Genomic DNA, 16,295 nt, shown 5'->3' with positions numbered 1-16,295 from the left:
TAGATCTCAAAAGCCAGCTCAACTCGCCTTCTTACTGCGGCTGTCGCTACGCGCCGGCGCCTTCTTCGCCGGCGCCTTCTTTGCAGTGGCCTTGCCGCTCACCCCGGCGCTTTGTCGCAGCGCCTCCATCAGGTCGACAACCTTGCGTTCTGGCGGCTGCTTTTTCTTTGGCAGTGCCCGGCCCTCGATTTTTGCCTTCACCAGCTCGACGAGGGCAGCCTCGTAACGATCCTCATATTCGCTCGGCTCGAAGGTGCCTTGCTTGGTCTTGAGGATATGGCCTGCGAGCTCGAGCATCTCCTTGTCGAATTTAAAGTCGGGAATCTCGTCAAAGACGCTGTCGGCCGAGCGCACCTCGTAGTCGAAGTTCAGCATGGTCGCGACGATGTGGTCGTCATGCGGGCGGATCAGCAGCGTCCGGTTCCGTCGGAAAAGCACGGCTTCGGCAAGTGCTGCGACTTTGCCGTCAAGCATGCTCCTGACAATCAGCGACAGCGCCTCTTCATCATGTTCGTCTACGGGCGCGAGATAGTACGGACGGTCGAAATAGAGCTTGTCGATGCCGTCATAGGCGATGAAAGCCTTGATATTCAGCACCTTGTCGCTTTCCGGCATGAGTGCGGCGATCTCGTCGCCCTCGATGACGATGTAATCGCCATTCTCCAACTGGTAGCCCTTGACCTGGTCGTCCCGCTCGACCGGTTTGCCGGTCTCGCTGTCGATGAATTGCCGCTCCACCCGGTGGCCGGTCCTGCGATTGATGATGTTGAAGGAGACGCGGTCGGAGGAGGAAATGGCGGTGTAAAGCCCGACGGCGCAGGCAAGGTCGCCCACTTTCAGATGACCTTTCCAGCTTGCCCGCGCGGCCATTCCATCCTCCGTCGCAAATCAGAGCCGACTGTTGCTCTTGTCGGTTTCGAGTTCCTGAAAGGCCCAGCCGCGGCCGTCAGGCGCGGGATAGGCGAGCAGCGCGTCGCCATCGCCGATCTTCTGGCGCGACGCGGCGTCCCTGGCGTGAACGATCGCTTCATCGGCCGTGGCATAGGTTTCAGAAAGCGTGTCCCCGAGCTTGTAAGCCCAGCCATTGTCATGCGGCACGACCTGGTAGGTGATATCGGCCATTTCGGATCTCCTCTTTAGTTCCGATTTGGTTTGCGCCGCTCGTCGAGGGCGATGATCTTCTCCACGGAGGCGATATCCTCGCTGGTGACGACAGGCACCGGATCGGCCGCGATCGCCTCCAGCACCTCTTGTGAGACGGCGCCGTTGCGAATCGCCCATTCCAGCGTCTCGCGTGTTTCGCGCTCGGCCTTCAGCTGCGCATAAAGCGCGACGATCAGCCGATCGCGGGCGTCCATGCGCCGGCCTTGGCGACCCATACTGCGGACATCAGGCATCGCAATCCACCTTTGGCACCGATTTCGTTCAGGTGTAATCAACTGATGACGGATGGAAAGGTTCCGAAACCGATGGGTGGCACTTGCCTCTTGCGGCGCCGGGCGGCGATTGCCATCTGCAGAATGTTCGTCAAAGGATTTCACCATGGTCGATCTCAAGGCCCGCCCCCGCCCGACCGGCGCCACCGCCGCTCTCGGCCGCACCGGTTTTCCGCATGTCACCTCCGCCACCAAAGGCGAGATCGATATCGTCACCGCGCCGTCGCAGCCGGGTTTCAATCCGCTCGACCTGCTCTATGCCTCGCTCTCGGCCTGCCTCGTGCTCAGCGCCCGCATGGCCGCCAGCCAGATGGGCGTTCTCGACAGGATCAGCGGCATCACCGCCGAGGTCACCGGCGAGAAGGCGACGGAAGGCCTTTCGCGCGTTGCGAGGTTCAATATCGCCTTCTCGATCAGAGGCGATATCGATGAGGAGACCCGGCAGAGAATCGTCCATGCGGCCGAAGACGAGATCTGCACGGTGAGCAATACGATCCGCGGCAACCCCGATTTTTCGACGACGATATCGGCATAGGTTCGATCTATATAATATTTATAGACAATTGCCGGCAGAGGATTGCGCGGCCCATGCCCGGCTCCTATGCTTGGGCATCTAAAGCGATGATACGGCCACCATGCAGTCCAAGCCTTTCCCGAAATCCGAACGGCCTGTCGTCGCCATTATCGGCGGCGGCGTCTCCGGCGCCGGCGTCGCCTATCATCTCGCCCGGGCGAATTGCGGCGAAGCTCCCGTGATCCTGGTCTTCGAGCCGCGCGCCGAACTCGGCCGCGGCCTTGCCTATGACACGGATGATCCGGCGCACCGCATCAATGTCCCGGCTGCTAAGATGAGCCTGCAGCCGGACGATCTGGGCGAATTCCAGGCCTGGATCGAAGCGCGCGATGCCGTTGCCGGCGACAGCAAGGCCAAACAGCCCGATGGCTCGCTTTTCCCGCGGCGCCAGCTGTTCGGCGAATATGTCGCCTCGCTGGTGAAACCACTGCTGGAAGACGGTCGCGTGCGTCATTGCCACGCCGCGGTCACCGGCGTCGAGCGTCGTGCCGGCCGCTGGACGATCCGCGACGATAGAGGCGGCGTGACCGAGGCCGATATCATCGCGATCGCCACCAGCCATCCGCCGCCCGCAGCCCCCGGCCGGCTGGCGAGCCGGCTCGCTGACCATCCGCGTTTCGTCGCCGATACCACCAAACCCGGCGCGCTCCAGGTCATCCGCCCGCATGACCGGGTGTTGGTCATCGGCAACGGCCTGACGGCGGCCGACGTCATCGCCTCGCTTGCCGAGCACGGACATGAGGGGCCGGTGACCGCGATCTCGCGCCGTGGCCTGCGTTCGCGCGGGCATGCGCCGGTGCCGCAGCCGCTCTTCGGCGATTTCCTCGCCGATGCGGCCCATTCCGCCGGCTCGCTGCTGGCAAGGATCCGCGCCGCCATCGATGCGGCAAAAGCGGAAGGGATCAGTTGGCACGGCGTGATCGATCAGGTGCGGGCGCAGGGATATGATCTCTGGCAGGCGCTGCCGGTTGCCGAACGCCGCCGCCTCGTCCGCCATCTTCGTCCCTATTGGGACGTGCACCGGTTCCGCATCGCTCCGCAGGTCGAGGCCGTGCTCGACGCGGCGATTGCTACCGGCCGGCTCGAGATCCTTGCCGGCTCCGTCGCCGATGCGCGCATCGAGGGCGAGTTCATCCTGTGCACCTTGCAGCCGCGGCAGCACCGCCAGCCGCTGGAGCGGAGTTATGACGCCGTCATCGTCACCACCGGCCCGGCCCATGGCGGCATTCTCGAAACTCAGCCCTGGCTTGCAGCCCTTGCGGCAAACGGCCACCTGTCGCTCGATCCCACTGGCCTCGGCCTTGCCTGCACCGGGCATTCGGAGGCGATCGGCCGGTCAGGAGAGGCGGATCCGTCGCTGCTGATCTCCGGCCCGCTCGCGCGCGGCACCTTCGGGGAGCTGATGGGCCTGCCGCAGGTGACCGAGCATGCCTTCTTCGTCGCAAACGAGATTGCCGGAAAGCTGCGGGTGAACACGACACACACGCATCCGGCCTGATTTTACATTCCCCTGATTTTACATTCCCCCTGATTTTACATTCCTATGTCGCTTGGCGGCTGTCGTTCATGATCGACTTCTGATACTCACGGCAGCCAACATCCCATCGCCCTGCTTTCCGGCGACCAGAAATATCGAGATCATGTTGCAGGCTGCCTCCACCCTTTCCGAAGCCTCGCCTTCCAATCGCCTCGCCCTTGCAGCCCTCATTCTCGGCGGGGCGGCAATCGGCGGCTCGCCGATCTTCGTCCGGCTCTCCGAGGTCGGGCCGATGGCGACGGCCTTCTGGCGCGTGGCGCTGGCACTGATCCCGATCTTCATCGTCTCGCTCATGAAGAAGGATGCGGGGGCGAGGCCGCAAAGCCTTTCCGATTACGGCATGCTGATCCTGCCGGGCGTCATGCTGTCGCTCGATCTCGCCGCCTGGCACCTTTCGCTCACCATGACTTCGGTTGCCAATGCGACGCTGCTGGCCAACCTCGCACCGGTCTTCGTCACGATGATCGCCTTCGTCTTTTTCGGAGCGAGGATCAGCGGCGTTTTCCTGTTCGGGCTTGCCTTGGCCTTGGCAGGCGTCGTCGTTCTGAAGGGCGGGCCGGCAGCCATCGGCAATGGCGATCTCAGCGGCGATGGCATCGCGATGATCGCGGCCTTCTTCTACGCTTGTTATATCCTGGCGATCGGCAGGCTGCGCAGCCGGTTCGATACGATCAGAATCATGATGTGGAGCACGGCGTCCGCTGCCATTTTCATCTTCCCGATCGGCTTCTTTTACGAAGGTCAGATGCTGCCCGCGAGCCTCTATGGCTGGTCGATCCTTTTCGGTCTCGCCTTTATCAGCCATGCCGGCGGGCAGGTGGCGATCACCTATGCGCTGGCCTATCTGCCGCCGGCCTTTTCCTCTTTGACGCTGCTGCTGCAGCCGGTCATCGCGGCTATCCTTGCCTGGGGGCTGCTGAACGAAGCGATCGGCACGATGCAGGCGCTCGGCGCTGCCGTCGTGCTCGCCGGCATCATGGTTGCCCGCGCTTCCCGCGTTCAGGTTTAAGCATTTCGGAACCGGCGCCTAAAGCGGTCGCGATCTTTCAGATTCGCTCCCCGCGCCTTAGCTCTTTGTTTTTGCGCATGTCGTTGCCGCAAAACCGCTGCGCAGTTTTGCGCGACATGCTTTAGCGGTTTTCCTGCAGCAGCCATTTCTGGATGATCGGCACATCGGCATCGCCGAGATCATGGCCGCCGGGAATGACGTCGGAATCGACCGTGGCGCCCGAACTCTTCAGCCGATCTTCCAGCTCGCTCGCATATTTGCCGTAGGCATCCGTCTTGCCGCTGATGACGAGCAGGTCGGTGCCCTTCAGGTCGGCATGCGGATAGTCGCTGAGCACCGGCATGGAGCGCAGCAGCACCGCCTTGTGAACCAGGTTCGGATGCAGGTAGAGCAGCGAGTTCAACAGGTTGGCGCCGTTGGAGTAGCCGACATAGACGACCTTCTGGGGATCGAGCCCGTAGGATTTGACGGCGCCCTCGATGAAGGCGGCGAAGGCCTCCGCCTCGGTCTTGATGTCGTTCTGGTCGAAGGAGAAGGGAGTAATGCGCTTGTACCAGCGCGGAAACCCTTCCTCGGTCGCCCTGCCGCGCACGCCGAGCAGAGTCGCCCGCGGTGCCGCCTTGTTCAGCAGCGGCATCAGCGTCGTCTCGTTGCCGCCGGAGCCGTGCAGCAGCACGAAGACGCTGCCGTCGGGATCCGGCGGCGTATAGAAACGGTGGACGAAAGGCAGCTCGCGGTAATTGATGCGCGGTTGGCCGGGCATTGCAAACTGCGGCAGCACGACCTTCAGGTCATGGAGATTGGTGATCGCTTCGGGCGGCGCAAACAGCTTCGTCCCGAGAGCGGCCTGCTCTTCATCCACGATCATGCCCGGCTTGTCGGTCGCAAGCTCTATCAACGTGCCGCCGGGCTCACGGGCATAGAGTGAGCGGAAATATTTGCGGTCGTGCATGTTGGTCGGCGATGCGTCGGTGGCTTCCAGGGCCTTGCGGACGGAATGCAGCGTCTCCTCGTCGGCAGCGCGGAAGGCGACGTGATCGACGGTCCCGGTGCCCGGCGCGCCGGACCAGAAGCCGCGGGCATCGCGCACGTCGATGACGTCGCCGGACTGCGAAACCAGTCTGTCGATCGTGCCGCGATTGGCATGGAAGCGGTAGCCAAAATGGCTCTCGAGGAAGCTGCGGCTTTCAGTCGGCTTTTCCGTCAGCATGGTCGCGCCGCGCACGCGCTGGATGGCGTGCTCCGCGGGGATCGAGGCGCCGTGCCAGGCCGCCGGCGATGTGACGTGCTTTGCACCGGCGAGCTTGAGGATGATGTTGTCGGGATCCTTCAGCCGGAGCACGGGCTCGCCGAATTCGTCCGCCGGTCCTTCCGAGCGCAGGCCGAAGCTCATGGCGCGCGTCAGCCAGTAACCGATGCTCGCCGGGTCGATCGACAGCGATATTTCACTGATCTGGCCGTAGCCGGCCCGGCCGGGCGCACCGTCTTCCCATGCGAGGAAGGTAAGCAGCGAACCCGGCGTCCCTGCCGCATCGCCGTAAAACAGATGGAGTTGCGTCGCGTCCTCGTAGCCGGCCGTCTGCTTGACCAGCCGCAGGCCGAGAAAACCTGCGTAAAAGTCCACGTTCGCCTGCACCTTTCGGGTGACGGCCGTGACGTGATGTATGCCTGATACCATCGGAAGCAGTCCTGATTGAAGCGGAGTCGTCAGGAGCGCGAGTATGAGAGCTGCGAAGGTCATACCGTTGCCAATGACCACCGCTTAGTTTTGTTCCGCACAAAGCGCAAGCGAATCGCCGCGCTGCAGCAATTCCAGATGATCGACATATTCGAGTGCCTCTTCGAGTTGCTGCAGGGTCGGCGGCTTGACCATATAGGCGCGCGCACCGAGATTTCTGGCCCGTTGCCGGTCGGTCTCATCGCTTGACGTGCTGAGAATGCAGACGGGAATCTGGTTGAGGCGGACATCGGTGGAAAGCGCACGCAGCACCTCGAAGCCGTCCATGATCGGCATGTTGATATCGAGCAGCATCAGGTCGATCTGCGGCACCTCGGCAATACAGGCCCGTTCTTCGAGCAGCCGCATCGCCTCGCGCCCGTTGGTGGCGACATGCAGATTGAAATTCACCTTCTCCCGCCGCATCAGCTTGATCTTCAGAAGCTGGATATCGGCCGGGCTGTCCTCCACCAACAGCACTTCGGCAAGCCTGCCTTCGCCTTCACCCGGCTGCTCCGCAGGCTTGCCGCTATGCGGGATGGCCGCTGCCGGCAGCGGCTCGGGCCTCGTCTCGGCGAGCGGCACGTCGAGAACGAAAGTGGCACCCGGGCCATCCTCCGCCTCGCACCAGATCGAGCCGCCATGCAGTTGTGCGATGCGGCGGCAGATGGCAAGGCCAAGCCCGGTGCCCTCGATGCCGCGGCCGACGAGCCGTTTGAACGGCTGGAAGATCAATTCGCGATGCTGAGGATCGATGCCGGGCCCGTTGTCGCGTACGGTGAGGCGGCAGAAATCGCCATGGGCTTCGCCTGAGATCGTGACCTCCGGAACCTTCTGCTCGCAATAGCGGATGGCATTCGACACGAGGTTCTGCAACAGCTGGGTCAGCAGCGTCGCATCGCCCATGACCTCCGGCAGCGCGCCGCGGATGATGATCGCGCCGCGGCTTTCGGTCTGCTGGCGCAGATTGTCCTCCACCTGGTCGAGTACGGCAGAGAGCGAAACCGGCGTGAGCTCCGGCCCGCCGGAGGCTTCGAGCCTGGTGAAGCCCGAGACCTTGACGATCAGGTCTTCCATATGGTCGGCGGCGCTCAGCACGTAATCGAGCAGTTCCCGGTCGTCGGCCGGAAGCGCTGCAGAACCGTGCAGGATGCGGCTGAAGGACTTGATCGTCCTGAGCGGCTCCTTCAGATCATGGGCCATGGCGCGTGTGAAAATCTCGAGCGATTGCCGCTTCTGTTCCAACTGCGCTTCCAGCATGCCGTGCATGATGGCGTTCTGGATGCAGCGATGCAGCGTTTCCGGCGACAGCGAATCCTTGGTGAGATAGTCGCGTGCGCCGGCCTTCATCACCTCGACGGCGACGGTTTCACTGCCTTGGCCGGTCAACATGATGACGTTGGCGGCGGGATCGTTCTCCAGAATATCGGCAAGAACGCCGAGCCCGTTGCGGCCCGGCAGCGAATAGTCGAGCAGGATGCAGTTCGGCCGTTTGCGGCCGTTCAGCGCAAGGCCCTCTTCGCCCGTCTCCGCCTCCAGGACGCTATAGGCGGTGCTGGAGACGCGGCCCAATATGCGGCGATAGACCTCGCGATCGTCAATATTGTCGTCGATGATGAGAATGCTGCACTCTTCCGCCAATCTGTCAGTCCTCGAGCGGCAGGATGGCGATTTCGAACCAGTATTCCTTCAGTCGCTGGATCGCCGCGAAGAGCCCGTCGAGATCGACCGGCTTCTGGACATAGGTATTGGCGCCGAGCGCATAGCAGCCTTCGATATCCCGTTCGTCGTCGGACGTGGTGAGGATCACCACCGGGATCTTGCGCCAGCCGGCGTTCGATTTAATCGCCTCCAGCGTCTTGCGGCCGTCAAGGCCCGGCATGTTGAGATCGAGCAGGATCAGCCCCGGTTTCGGCACCATCACGGCGAGCATGTCGAGCGCTTCCTGCCCCGAGGCTGCCCAACGGATCGAGTTGCGCAGATTGGTGCGTTTGAACGCGCGCATCGTCGCTTCGAAATCGTCTTCGCTGTCCTCGACGATCAGGATCGGTTGCGTGTCACGCTGCTGCATTCTGCCCCTCGCGCTTTTTTCCCAGAGTGAAGTAGAATGTGGTGCCGGCGCCGACCTCGGATTCCAGCCAGATATCGCCATTGTGCCGCGCGATGATCTTGCGGACGAAGGTGAGGCCTGCTCCGGTGCCGTCGTCGGAATCCTGCGATTTTTCCAGCCGTTTGAAAATGCGGAAAATATCCTCATGGAATTCCTGGGGTATGCCCTTGCCGTTATCCCTGACGAAAAACACGTTGCGGGCAATCGTGCCGTCCTGGCCGACGAACCGATCGAGATAGCCGATCGACACCAGCGGCGCCGGTTTGTCGTTGTATTTGATCGCATTGGTGATGAGATTGCGGAACACTTCGGTCAGCCGCGGCGCGTCGCAGACCACATCCGGCAACTGGCCATCGATGATGACCTTGGCATGGCGTTCCTCCAGCAGCAGCTCCATGGTCGCGACGACATCCTTGACGATCAGGCCGATATCGCTGCGCTTAACCGCCAGCTGCTGCCGCCCGAGCCGGGAGAAATACAGCAGGTCGTTGACGAGTTTTTCCATGCGCTGGCTGAGGCGCACCAGCCGGTTCAGTCGGCGCACGCCGTCGTCGTCGAGTTTGTCTTCGTAGTCCTCTAGCAGGAATCGGGAGTGGTTATGCAGGCCGCGCAGCGGTTCCTTGAGATCATGCGAGGCGATATAGGCGAATTCGTCGAGGTCGTGATTGCTGCGCTCGAGTTCGGCCGTATAGGCCTCGAGCTGGGCAAGCGTCGTTTTCATCCGCTCTTCCTGCCGGGCCCGCTCGCTGATATCGCGCACGATGCCGACGAAGATCTTCGCATCGCCGGTGGAAACGGCGCTGATGGAAACGTCGATCGGAAAGACGATGCCGTTCCTGCGTCGTCCGGAAACCATCCGCGTCGTGCCGATGATGCGCTCCTCACCGGTCTTCCGGTAATGGGCGAGATAGCCGTCGTGCTCGGAGTGGTAGGGTTCGGGCATCAGCATCTTGATATTCCGGCCGATCGTCTCCTGCGGGGTGTAACCGAACATGCTTTCAGCCGCCGGGTTGAAGCTCCTGATCGTTCCGCTCTCGTCGATGACGATGACGGCATCGGGCGTGCCGCGCACCAGCGCGCCGAAACGGACGCGCTCGGTTTCGAGGTTATGATTGTTGCGCATGAAATAAAAGACGAGGATCGCGATCAGCCAGAGCGTCGCAGCCGTAATCGTGCGGTTGGCGATCTCCTGCCAGAATGCCGCCTCGTTGTGCCTGACGGCGAAGAAGCCGAGCATCAACAGCACGGTGCAGGCAAACGCGAAGAAAAGCGGCGCATTCCTGTTGCCGAACCAGAGCGCCGTCAGCACCAGCGGCACATAGAGAATGCCGTTGGCAACGCCGAGCGGCGTGTAGAGATCGACGAGGAGGCCGGTGAAGCAGACCGCAGCCGGGATCCAGAGCGGAATCTGTGCGCGGTTTGCCGGCTGCATCCACCAGGAGCGCGCCAGCAGGCCTGAGCCGAAGATCACCATGCCGACCGCCGTATGCAGCGCCATCGCCGCATAAGGCCCCCAGCGGTAACCCTGTTCGGCATCGGTGACATAGCTGGCGAGCGCGATCATGCCCAGGGTGATAACGATGTAGCTCGTCAGCTCCTGCACCACCTGGCTTCTCCTCTCGACGTAGAGAGAGAACAGCAGCGAAAGATTGGCGATCAGGAAGACCAGGGCCGTGTTTGGGCCCATGCCGCCGCCGATCTGCGCGATGAAATCCGGCGGAATGACGAAGCGGGTGATCAGCAGGTCGATATTGTGGAACGTCCGGCCGATGGTGACGATTTCCAAGAGCCGGGCCGCAGCGATCGCCGCCGCAATCCCTGTCATGACCGTTGCGGCAATCAGAAAGCGACGGGCAGCCAGCGTCGAGGCGGCAAGCCCAAGGCCGGACAGCACGAAGCAGAGCGCGGTGTTGAAGGCCATCGACGGAAAGCCGGGAACCAGCGAAATGATCACCTGGATCTGCAATAGCCAGCCGGCAAGGGCGCTCATTCCGAGAAGGAACATCAGGCAGCCGACCGCAATCGCAAAGCCACGGTAGCGCTGCCGCTGCCGCTGGTCCTGCAGGTCCACGTTGCCACTATCCTGCACCCGTCATGTCCTCCTCGGTTCGCGCGGCCATTTTTTCCGAAATCGAGGAATACTCAATAGGCAGGGGAGAACGACGCCGCGCTTTTTCCGAAACGATTTTTCGACAAGATGGATCGAATTTTCGCGAAATCGCGATATCGTGAGGTCGAAGGACAGCAAGGTTCATCGAACAATATCCAAATCATGGTGCTGAATGCCAACCATAATTTACGTCGACGACAGCAGGGATGATCTCTTCTATCTCGACTATATCCGCAGGAAGCAGCAGATAGATGTCGATCTATTCTGTTTTTCGACCGCCGAGACGGCACTGGCGGCGCTGGAGCAGCGCGCGGCGGAAGGCTGGGCGCTGCCGGAACTGCTGGTTGCCGATCTGTACATGCCGCTCGACAGCGGCATCGCCCTGGTAACAAGGCTGCGCCGGGACGACCGTTTCAAGGCGATGCGGCTTGCCATCTGCAGCGGCTCGGATGCTGCCGAGGACCGCGCGCGCTCGCTTGAGGCCGGCGCCGACGCCTATCTGGAAAAGCCGCTTGATCTTGCCGGGATTATTCTCAATCTTGAGCTGTAGGAAGCGGCGAAGGCCCGGTAACCTGTTCCCCGTCCCATGTCCCAACCATTTGACAAAGCGCAATTGACAAGGTCGAGGCCGCACCACAAGATGCAACCGAAGCGAAGCAAATGATTGGCAAAATAAGCGCTGAGAGAACCGATCGACCCGCGTTCGCCGCCACGAACATCAGCCAACCCCTTAGCCAAATGGGTCTGTCGGCTCTCTCGCGCTTACGTCTGGCACTGCCTTCCTGCATTCTTGGATGTTGAATGCAGGAAGAAAACGATACCCAGGTAAGAACTACTGCGCTCAGTAAAATCTGCCCGTGCATCACCTGTAGCTGAGATAATTGATGATTTCCGCCTTTGAATGCCGAAAGTCCCCGTTTCGATATTCGTCATCAACTGTCTCGCAATTTTTGTAGCTCTTCGCGTTTAAGACGTATATCCCAAGATTTCGGGATCGGAGGCATCGAGGAGAGGAAGAGTGGGAATGAACAACGCCCCGGCAATTCCCTTTCATGCCGGACCGGAGCTGAGCCGGGCGATCAACCGCACCGATTTTTTCCGGCTGCTGAAGTCGGCGGCACAGCACTACAACTTCGACAATTTCGCGCTTGCCCGTATTTCCGAGGCGTCTGCCCCTTTCGGGGAACGCGATATCGTCATCACCAATGTCGCCGAACGGCGTGTCGGCCTTTTCATCACGACGTTGAAGGAAGCGCTCGGGACCGTCCGGGCAAAGTCCGCCCAGTTTCTGGCAACGCCGGTTCATGGCAGGAGCGTACGGCCGGAAGATTATCGCTCGGATCTCGTTTTCAATGAGTTCCTGAGCGGCGTCTTTCTGTTCATCCCGTTGTTCACCCCCGAAGGGCGGCGCTATTGCCTCGTCCTCAGCGGCGAGCGTCAGGAGCCGGATCAGAGCGAGATCGCCGATATGCTTCTCGACGCGATGCGGATTTTCGACAAGCTTTATGAGGAAATCCTGACACAGGAAATGTCCGGGCGGCTCACCCAGCGCGAGCAGGAAATCGTCAAATGGACGAGCGAAGGCAAGACGTCGGCTGAGATCGCCATCATTCTCGGTCTTTCCGAACATACGGTCAATTCGCACATCACCGCGGCTGCGCGCAAACTTGACGCCGTCAACCGCGTTCACATGGTGGCGATCGCCTTGCGGAACGGCTTGGTCACGTGAAGCCGGTTTCGGGATTGGGGAAATTAAGTCGATGATCACCGAAACTGTGCGAAAGAATGCCGTGAAGGTTCTCTTCGTCGACGACGAATTCATCGAATTCCGTGCGCTCAAGAAGAAGATCGCCGATCTCTCCGAGCCGGCCGTCGAGGTTGAATATTCGCCATCGATCGGTGACGCGCTGGAAAAGATCCGCTTGGCGCGTTTCGATCTCATCCTGCTCGACAACCGCCTGCTGCCGAACGCCGATTTCCGCGAAACGGTGCCGGAACTGCGCGGCATCGGCTTCACCGGCCCGATCGGCGTCGTCTCGACCGACATATCGGGCGGCTATTTCCAGGAATTCCCCGATTACGGCGTCGATTTCCGCATCGGCAAGGACGAAATCGACGCCCAGACGCTGCAGCACATCATCCGCGAATATGTGAATTATGACGTCCCGGATTTCTGGAAGGACGATTACAGCATCTGAAAAGACGCACGCTTTCAGATGCATGTCGCCTGGTAGTGTGCAGCGGTTCCGGGATAACGACATGCATCAAAACAAAGAACTAAAGCGCGTCGCATGAATCAAGTTTGACGCGGCGCGCTTTAAGCTCAGGCGACCGGAAGGCGGATGAGGAAGCGGCTGCCGCTTTGATCCGAATGTTCGAGGCTGAGATCGCCGCCAAGCGCTGCCAGAAACTCTCGCGCCGTCGTCAGTCCGAGGCCGGCGCCCGGCACCGTTCCCGCCTTCGGCAATTTCCAGAACGGCTCGAAGATCCGCTCCCGATAGGCCGGATCAATGCCCGCCCCATTGTCGGAAATCCGGATGAACCAATTCGCCACCTCCCGCTCCGCGCTGATGACCACATGAAGCGGCGCTTCGCTGCGATAGGTCAGCGCATTGATCAGCAGATGCTGCAGCACTAGGCCGAGCAGGGCGGGATCGCTCCGGAGCGAGGGCAGACCCTGGCTTTCCAGTGTCGCATCGGAAACCGCGGTTTCATCGGTCAGTTCGCCCCAGACATTTTCGGCCAGCGCCTGCAGATCGACTTCTTCGGGCGTCACCTGAGGTGCTCCACCGGCAAGGCTCATCAATGCCTTGGTCAGGCGCTGCGCGGCTTGCGCCTTTTCCATGATCATCCGGAGGCTCTGAAGCTGTTCGCCGTCGAGCGTTCCCTCGAGATCGTCGAGCAGCAGTTCGGCATACATGGCGATATGGCGCAGCGGCGATTGCAAATCGTGCGAGGCGGTTGCGAGAAAACGCTTGATGCGCTCCTCGCTGCTATCGTCCTCTTCCGGTCGTCTCGTCGGGTTTGATGACATTTGGCGGTTTCCCCGATCTCTGCTGCTAGCGCCCCACATCCTATCAGACGCGCCACGGGCGCGGTAATCCTTTGAATCGCTGCAGGATTTTATCCTTGCAGTCATCGACAATAGAAAGAGGGCGCCGGCTCTGCAACCGGCGCCCTCTTCAAGGATGTGTTAACAGGCGGATTTTAGCTCGCCGACTTGCGCGGGCGGCCCTGTTCCGGCGGGATGATTTCGACGGCGCCATCGGTTGCCGCTGCCGCCTTGGCATGGCGGCGGCGCCAGTCGCCGAGGAAGAGCAGGATCGGTGCCGCGATGAAGATCGACGAGGCGCCGGCCACGAGAATGCCGAAGACCATCGGGATTGCGAAGCTCGAGACGGCGCTGCCGCCCCAGATCGCCATCGGCACCAGGGCGAGGAAGGCCGTCGCATTGGTGTAGAGGCTTCGTGCCAGGGTCTCGTTGATCGACTTGTCGATGATCTCGCGCAGCGGCATCGACTTGTAGAGCCGCATGTTTTCACGCATGCGGTCATAGACGACGACCTTGTCGTTCACCGAGTAACCGACGAGCGTCAGGATGGCGGCGATGGCCGTCAGGTTGAAGTCGAGGCCGGTGATCGCAAAGAAGCCGATCGCCTTGGTGACGTCGAGCACCAGCGTGACGATGGCGCCGACGGCAAACGGCCATTCGAACCGCACCCAGATATAGATGAGCATCGCGAGGCTGGCGATCACCACCGACAGGATGCCGGCCCAGGCAAGCTCGCCGCTGACCTTCGGCCCGATGACATCCGTGCCTTCGACGGTGGCGGTCGGATCGATCTTGGCGACTTCGGCCTTCAGCTTGGTCACCGCTGCCGTCTGCGCCTCTTCGCCGCCTTCCTGCCGCTGGGCGCGAACCAGAATGCTGCTTTTGTCGCCGAAGGACTGCAGCGTGATTTCGCCGAGGCCGAGACTATCAAGACCTTCGCGGAACTTTGCCAGATCGGCGACCCCTTGGGTCTTGACGGACATCTGGATGCCGCCGCGGAAATCGACGCCGTAGTTGAGGCCGGGGTGAATGAAGAGCACGACGGAGGCGATCGAAAGCAGCGCCGACACGGTGACGCCGAAGAAGCGTGCCTTCATGAACTCGATGTGCTTGTCATAAGGGCTGAACGGGATCAACGGCCGGATATTCAGCACCTTGAACTTCCGACGGCGGGTGATCTCGATCATCGCAACGCGAACGAAGGCGACCGAGGTGAACATCGAGATGATCAGGCCGAGCGCCATGGTCACGGCAAAGCCGCGAACCGGGCCGGAACCGAAAAAGAACAGGATGGCCGCAGCGATCAGGGCCGTCATATTGCCGTCGATGATCGTCGAATAGGCACGATTGAAGCCGGTATCGATGGCGGCGAAGGCGCCCTTGCCCTTGCGGGTCTCTTCACGAATACGCTCGTTGATGAGGACGTTCGCATCGACCGCAAGGCCGATGCCGAGAACGATACCGGCAATGCCCGGCAGCGTCAGCGTCGCACCGACCAGCGTCAGGGCCGAGAAGGTCAGGATCGTGTGGATCAGCAGCGCGATATTCGCCAGCACGCCCCAGGTGCCATAGAGAACGAAAATGAAGACTGCAACGAGGATAAAGCCGACGATGCCGGAATAAATACCCATCTTGATGGCATCGGCGCCGAGGTCGGCGCCGACGGTGCGTTCCTCGATGACCGTCAGCTTGGCGGGCAGGGCGCCGGCGCGCAGCATGGCGGCAAGCGTCGTTGCGCTGTCGGCCGAGAAGTTGCCGGAGATCTGGCCGGAACCGCCGGTGATCGGCTCGCGGATGACGGGCGCGCTCAGCACCTTGTCGTCGAGGACGATAGCGAAGGGATTGCCGACATTCTGACGGGTGATATCGGCAAAACGGCTGGCGCCGGCGCTGTCGAAGCGGAAGCTGACGATCGGCTCATGCGTGTTCGGGTCGAAGCTGACGCGGGCGTCGGAAAGCCGGTCGCCGGAGAGTTCGACGCGGTCAAGCACCGGATAGGTCCGGCCTTCATCGTCCTTCAGCATGGTCACGCCCGGGCCGGGCTGGTTGTTCGGCGACAGCATATGGAACGACATCTTCGCCGTGGAGCCGAGAAGCTGGCGCAGCCGCGTCGGATCCTGTGCGCCCGGCAGCTGCACGAGCACGCGATTGGCGCCGATGCGCTGAATGGTCGGCTCGGAAACGCCGACCTGGTCGACGCGCTGGCGGATGACTTCAAGGCTCTGCTGGACGGCGTTGTCGACATTGGCGGAGATGCCGGCCTTGGAGAAGCCGATGGTAATGGTCGCTCCGTTCGCTATGACATCAAGATCCGACTGGCCGGCGCTGAGGCCGGTGCTGATCGGGTTGGCGAGCGTCTTGAGGTCGGTGACGGCAGCATCGCTCTGCGTGGCATCGGTCAGCGTCACGACGATTTGGTTCTGGCTGCGGACGACGGCCTTCGGCTGGATGCCCTTTTCGCGCAGCACGCGACGCGCATCCTGAAGCAGCGATTGCAGCCGCTCCTTGGTCAGATCCGCCTCGTCGACTTCCAGAACGAGATGCGAGCCGCCGCGAAGGTCGAGACCGAGCGACACCTGTTCATGCGGCAGCCATGCCGGCACGCGCTGAAGGACAGATTGCGGCAGGACGTTAGGCAGGGCGATCAATAGGCCGATCAGGATGATCACCGTATAGGTGAACACCAGCCATGGTGAAGTACGCATGTTGTATTCCTTAGATAATCGAGGGCCGGCGCTCGGGCGCTGGCG

The 16,295-nt window shown here is 61.5% G+C and carries 15 protein-coding genes; 6 read left to right on the top strand and 9 right to left on the bottom strand.

Annotated features, from left to right (window positions below; all coding sequences use genetic code 11):
• Positions 1 to 18: 18 nt before the first annotated feature.
• From FHX03_RS04105 to FHX03_RS04095, 3 genes are read right to left on the bottom strand one after another with little or no spacing between them, the layout of a single operon-like run.
• The gene (locus tag FHX03_RS04105; protein WP_183852660.1) at positions 19 to 870 is read right to left on the bottom strand and encodes a Ku protein; all 852 of its coding nucleotides are present in this window, start codon (positions 868 to 870) and stop codon (positions 19 to 21) included.
• Between the two features lie 18 nt (positions 871 to 888).
• Positions 889 to 1,122: a DUF2188 domain-containing protein gene (locus FHX03_RS04100; RefSeq protein WP_003570400.1), complete on the bottom strand. Its 234-nt coding sequence runs from the start codon at positions 1,120 to 1,122 to the stop codon at positions 889 to 891.
• 14 nt (positions 1,123 to 1,136) lie between these two features.
• On the bottom strand, positions 1,137 to 1,397 hold the full coding sequence (locus FHX03_RS04095) for a hypothetical protein (protein WP_183852658.1): 261 nt from the start codon (positions 1,395 to 1,397) through the stop codon (positions 1,137 to 1,139).
• Between the two features lie 145 nt (positions 1,398 to 1,542).
• Here FHX03_RS04095 and FHX03_RS04090 point away from each other — a divergent pair, with 145 nt between their 5' ends.
• The 3 genes from FHX03_RS04090 (at position 1,543) to FHX03_RS04080 (ending at position 4,556) form a co-directional block, all read left to right on the top strand.
• The gene (locus FHX03_RS04090) at positions 1,543 to 1,971 is read left to right on the top strand and encodes an OsmC family protein (protein WP_097623850.1); all 429 of its coding nucleotides are present in this window, start codon (positions 1,543 to 1,545) and stop codon (positions 1,969 to 1,971) included.
• Positions 1,972 to 2,071: 100 nt separating this feature from the next.
• Entirely contained in the window at positions 2,072 to 3,508 is a 1,437-nt protein-coding gene (locus FHX03_RS04085) for an FAD/NAD(P)-binding protein (RefSeq protein WP_183852655.1), read from the top strand.
• 142 nt (positions 3,509 to 3,650) lie between these two features.
• On the top strand, positions 3,651 to 4,556 hold the full coding sequence (locus tag FHX03_RS04080) for a DMT family transporter (protein WP_183852653.1): 906 nt from the start codon (positions 3,651 to 3,653) through the stop codon (positions 4,554 to 4,556).
• A 121-nt stretch (positions 4,557 to 4,677) separates the two neighbouring features.
• Here the strand turns inward: FHX03_RS04080 and FHX03_RS04075 are convergent, their stop codons facing one another.
• From FHX03_RS04075 to FHX03_RS04060, 4 genes are read right to left on the bottom strand one after another with little or no spacing between them, the layout of a single operon-like run.
• The gene (locus FHX03_RS04075; protein ID WP_183777201.1) at positions 4,678 to 6,297 is read right to left on the bottom strand and encodes a VOC family protein; all 1,620 of its coding nucleotides are present in this window, start codon (positions 6,295 to 6,297) and stop codon (positions 4,678 to 4,680) included.
• Positions 6,298 to 6,318: 21 nt separating this feature from the next.
• Positions 6,319 to 7,914, bottom strand: a complete 1,596-nt coding sequence (locus tag FHX03_RS04070) for a response regulator (protein WP_097623853.1) — start codon at positions 7,912 to 7,914, stop codon at positions 6,319 to 6,321.
• A gap of 4 nt (positions 7,915 to 7,918) precedes the next feature.
• The gene (locus tag FHX03_RS04065; protein WP_003584210.1) at positions 7,919 to 8,344 is read right to left on the bottom strand and encodes a response regulator; all 426 of its coding nucleotides are present in this window, start codon (positions 8,342 to 8,344) and stop codon (positions 7,919 to 7,921) included.
• Positions 8,331 to 10,472, bottom strand: a complete 2,142-nt coding sequence (locus FHX03_RS04060; RefSeq protein WP_097623854.1) for a sensor histidine kinase — start codon at positions 10,470 to 10,472, stop codon at positions 8,331 to 8,333. Before FHX03_RS04060 ends, FHX03_RS04065 begins: the two co-directional genes overlap by 14 nt.
• Positions 10,473 to 10,665: 193 nt before the next feature.
• Between FHX03_RS04060 and FHX03_RS04055 the strand changes: the two genes are divergently transcribed.
• The 3 genes from FHX03_RS04055 to FHX03_RS04045 all read left to right on the top strand — a co-directional run bounded on the left by FHX03_RS04055 (position 10,666) and on the right by FHX03_RS04045 (position 12,691).
• Complete coding sequence (locus tag FHX03_RS04055; RefSeq protein WP_097623855.1) at positions 10,666 to 11,043, top strand: response regulator; 378 nt, start codon at positions 10,666 to 10,668, stop codon at positions 11,041 to 11,043.
• 474 nt (positions 11,044 to 11,517) lie between these two features.
• Positions 11,518 to 12,222: a helix-turn-helix transcriptional regulator gene (locus FHX03_RS04050; protein WP_097623856.1), complete on the top strand. Its 705-nt coding sequence runs from the start codon at positions 11,518 to 11,520 to the stop codon at positions 12,220 to 12,222.
• Between the two features lie 31 nt (positions 12,223 to 12,253).
• Positions 12,254 to 12,691 (top strand): response regulator, encoded by a 438-nt coding sequence (locus FHX03_RS04045; RefSeq protein WP_097623857.1) that lies wholly within the window; start codon positions 12,254 to 12,256, stop codon positions 12,689 to 12,691.
• 125 nt (positions 12,692 to 12,816) lie between these two features.
• Here FHX03_RS04045 and FHX03_RS04040 read toward each other — a convergent pair whose 3' ends face one another.
• Complete coding sequence (locus tag FHX03_RS04040) at positions 12,817 to 13,527, bottom strand: sensor histidine kinase (protein ID WP_183777202.1); 711 nt, start codon at positions 13,525 to 13,527, stop codon at positions 12,817 to 12,819.
• A 173-nt stretch (positions 13,528 to 13,700) separates the two neighbouring features.
• Positions 13,701 to 16,250 (bottom strand): protein translocase subunit SecD, encoded by a 2,550-nt coding sequence (gene secD, locus FHX03_RS04035; RefSeq protein ID WP_097623859.1) that lies wholly within the window; start codon positions 16,248 to 16,250, stop codon positions 13,701 to 13,703.
• Between the last annotated feature and the right edge of the window lie 45 nt (positions 16,251 to 16,295).

This window comes from Rhizobium sp. BK456 (assembly GCF_014194045.1).
Lineage (GTDB): Bacteria > Pseudomonadota > Alphaproteobacteria > Rhizobiales > Rhizobiaceae > Rhizobium > Rhizobium redzepovicii.
The sequence above is the reverse complement of the archived record's forward strand: the minus strand, read 5'-3'. Positions and strand labels throughout refer to the sequence as shown.

Excerpts from the sequence above, each read along its gene's own strand:
- FHX03_RS04105 (WP_183852660.1), bottom strand. The coding sequence starts at position 870 with ATGGCCGCGCGGGCAAGCTGGAAAGGTCATCTGAAAGTGGGCGACCTT.
- FHX03_RS04100 (WP_003570400.1), bottom strand. The coding sequence starts at position 1,122 with ATGGCCGATATCACCTACCAGGTCGTGCCGCATGACAATGGCTGGGCT.
- FHX03_RS04095 (WP_183852658.1), bottom strand. The coding sequence starts at position 1,397 with ATGCCTGATGTCCGCAGTATGGGTCGCCAAGGCCGGCGCATGGACGCC.
- FHX03_RS04090 (WP_097623850.1), top strand. The coding sequence starts at position 1,543 with ATGGTCGATCTCAAGGCCCGCCCCCGCCCGACCGGCGCCACCGCCGCT.
- FHX03_RS04085 (WP_183852655.1), top strand. The coding sequence starts at position 2,072 with ATGCAGTCCAAGCCTTTCCCGAAATCCGAACGGCCTGTCGTCGCCATT.
- FHX03_RS04080 (WP_183852653.1), top strand. The coding sequence starts at position 3,651 with ATGTTGCAGGCTGCCTCCACCCTTTCCGAAGCCTCGCCTTCCAATCGC.
- FHX03_RS04075 (WP_183777201.1), bottom strand. The coding sequence starts at position 6,297 with ATGACCTTCGCAGCTCTCATACTCGCGCTCCTGACGACTCCGCTTCAA.
- FHX03_RS04065 (WP_003584210.1), bottom strand. The coding sequence starts at position 8,344 with ATGCAGCAGCGTGACACGCAACCGATCCTGATCGTCGAGGACAGCGAA.
- FHX03_RS04055 (WP_097623855.1), top strand. The coding sequence starts at position 10,666 with ATGCCAACCATAATTTACGTCGACGACAGCAGGGATGATCTCTTCTAT.
- FHX03_RS04050 (WP_097623856.1), top strand. The coding sequence starts at position 11,518 with ATGAACAACGCCCCGGCAATTCCCTTTCATGCCGGACCGGAGCTGAGC.
- FHX03_RS04045 (WP_097623857.1), top strand. The coding sequence starts at position 12,254 with ATGATCACCGAAACTGTGCGAAAGAATGCCGTGAAGGTTCTCTTCGTC.
- FHX03_RS04040 (WP_183777202.1), bottom strand. The coding sequence starts at position 13,527 with ATGTCATCAAACCCGACGAGACGACCGGAAGAGGACGATAGCAGCGAG.
- secD (WP_097623859.1), bottom strand. The coding sequence starts at position 16,250 with ATGCGTACTTCACCATGGCTGGTGTTCACCTATACGGTGATCATCCTG.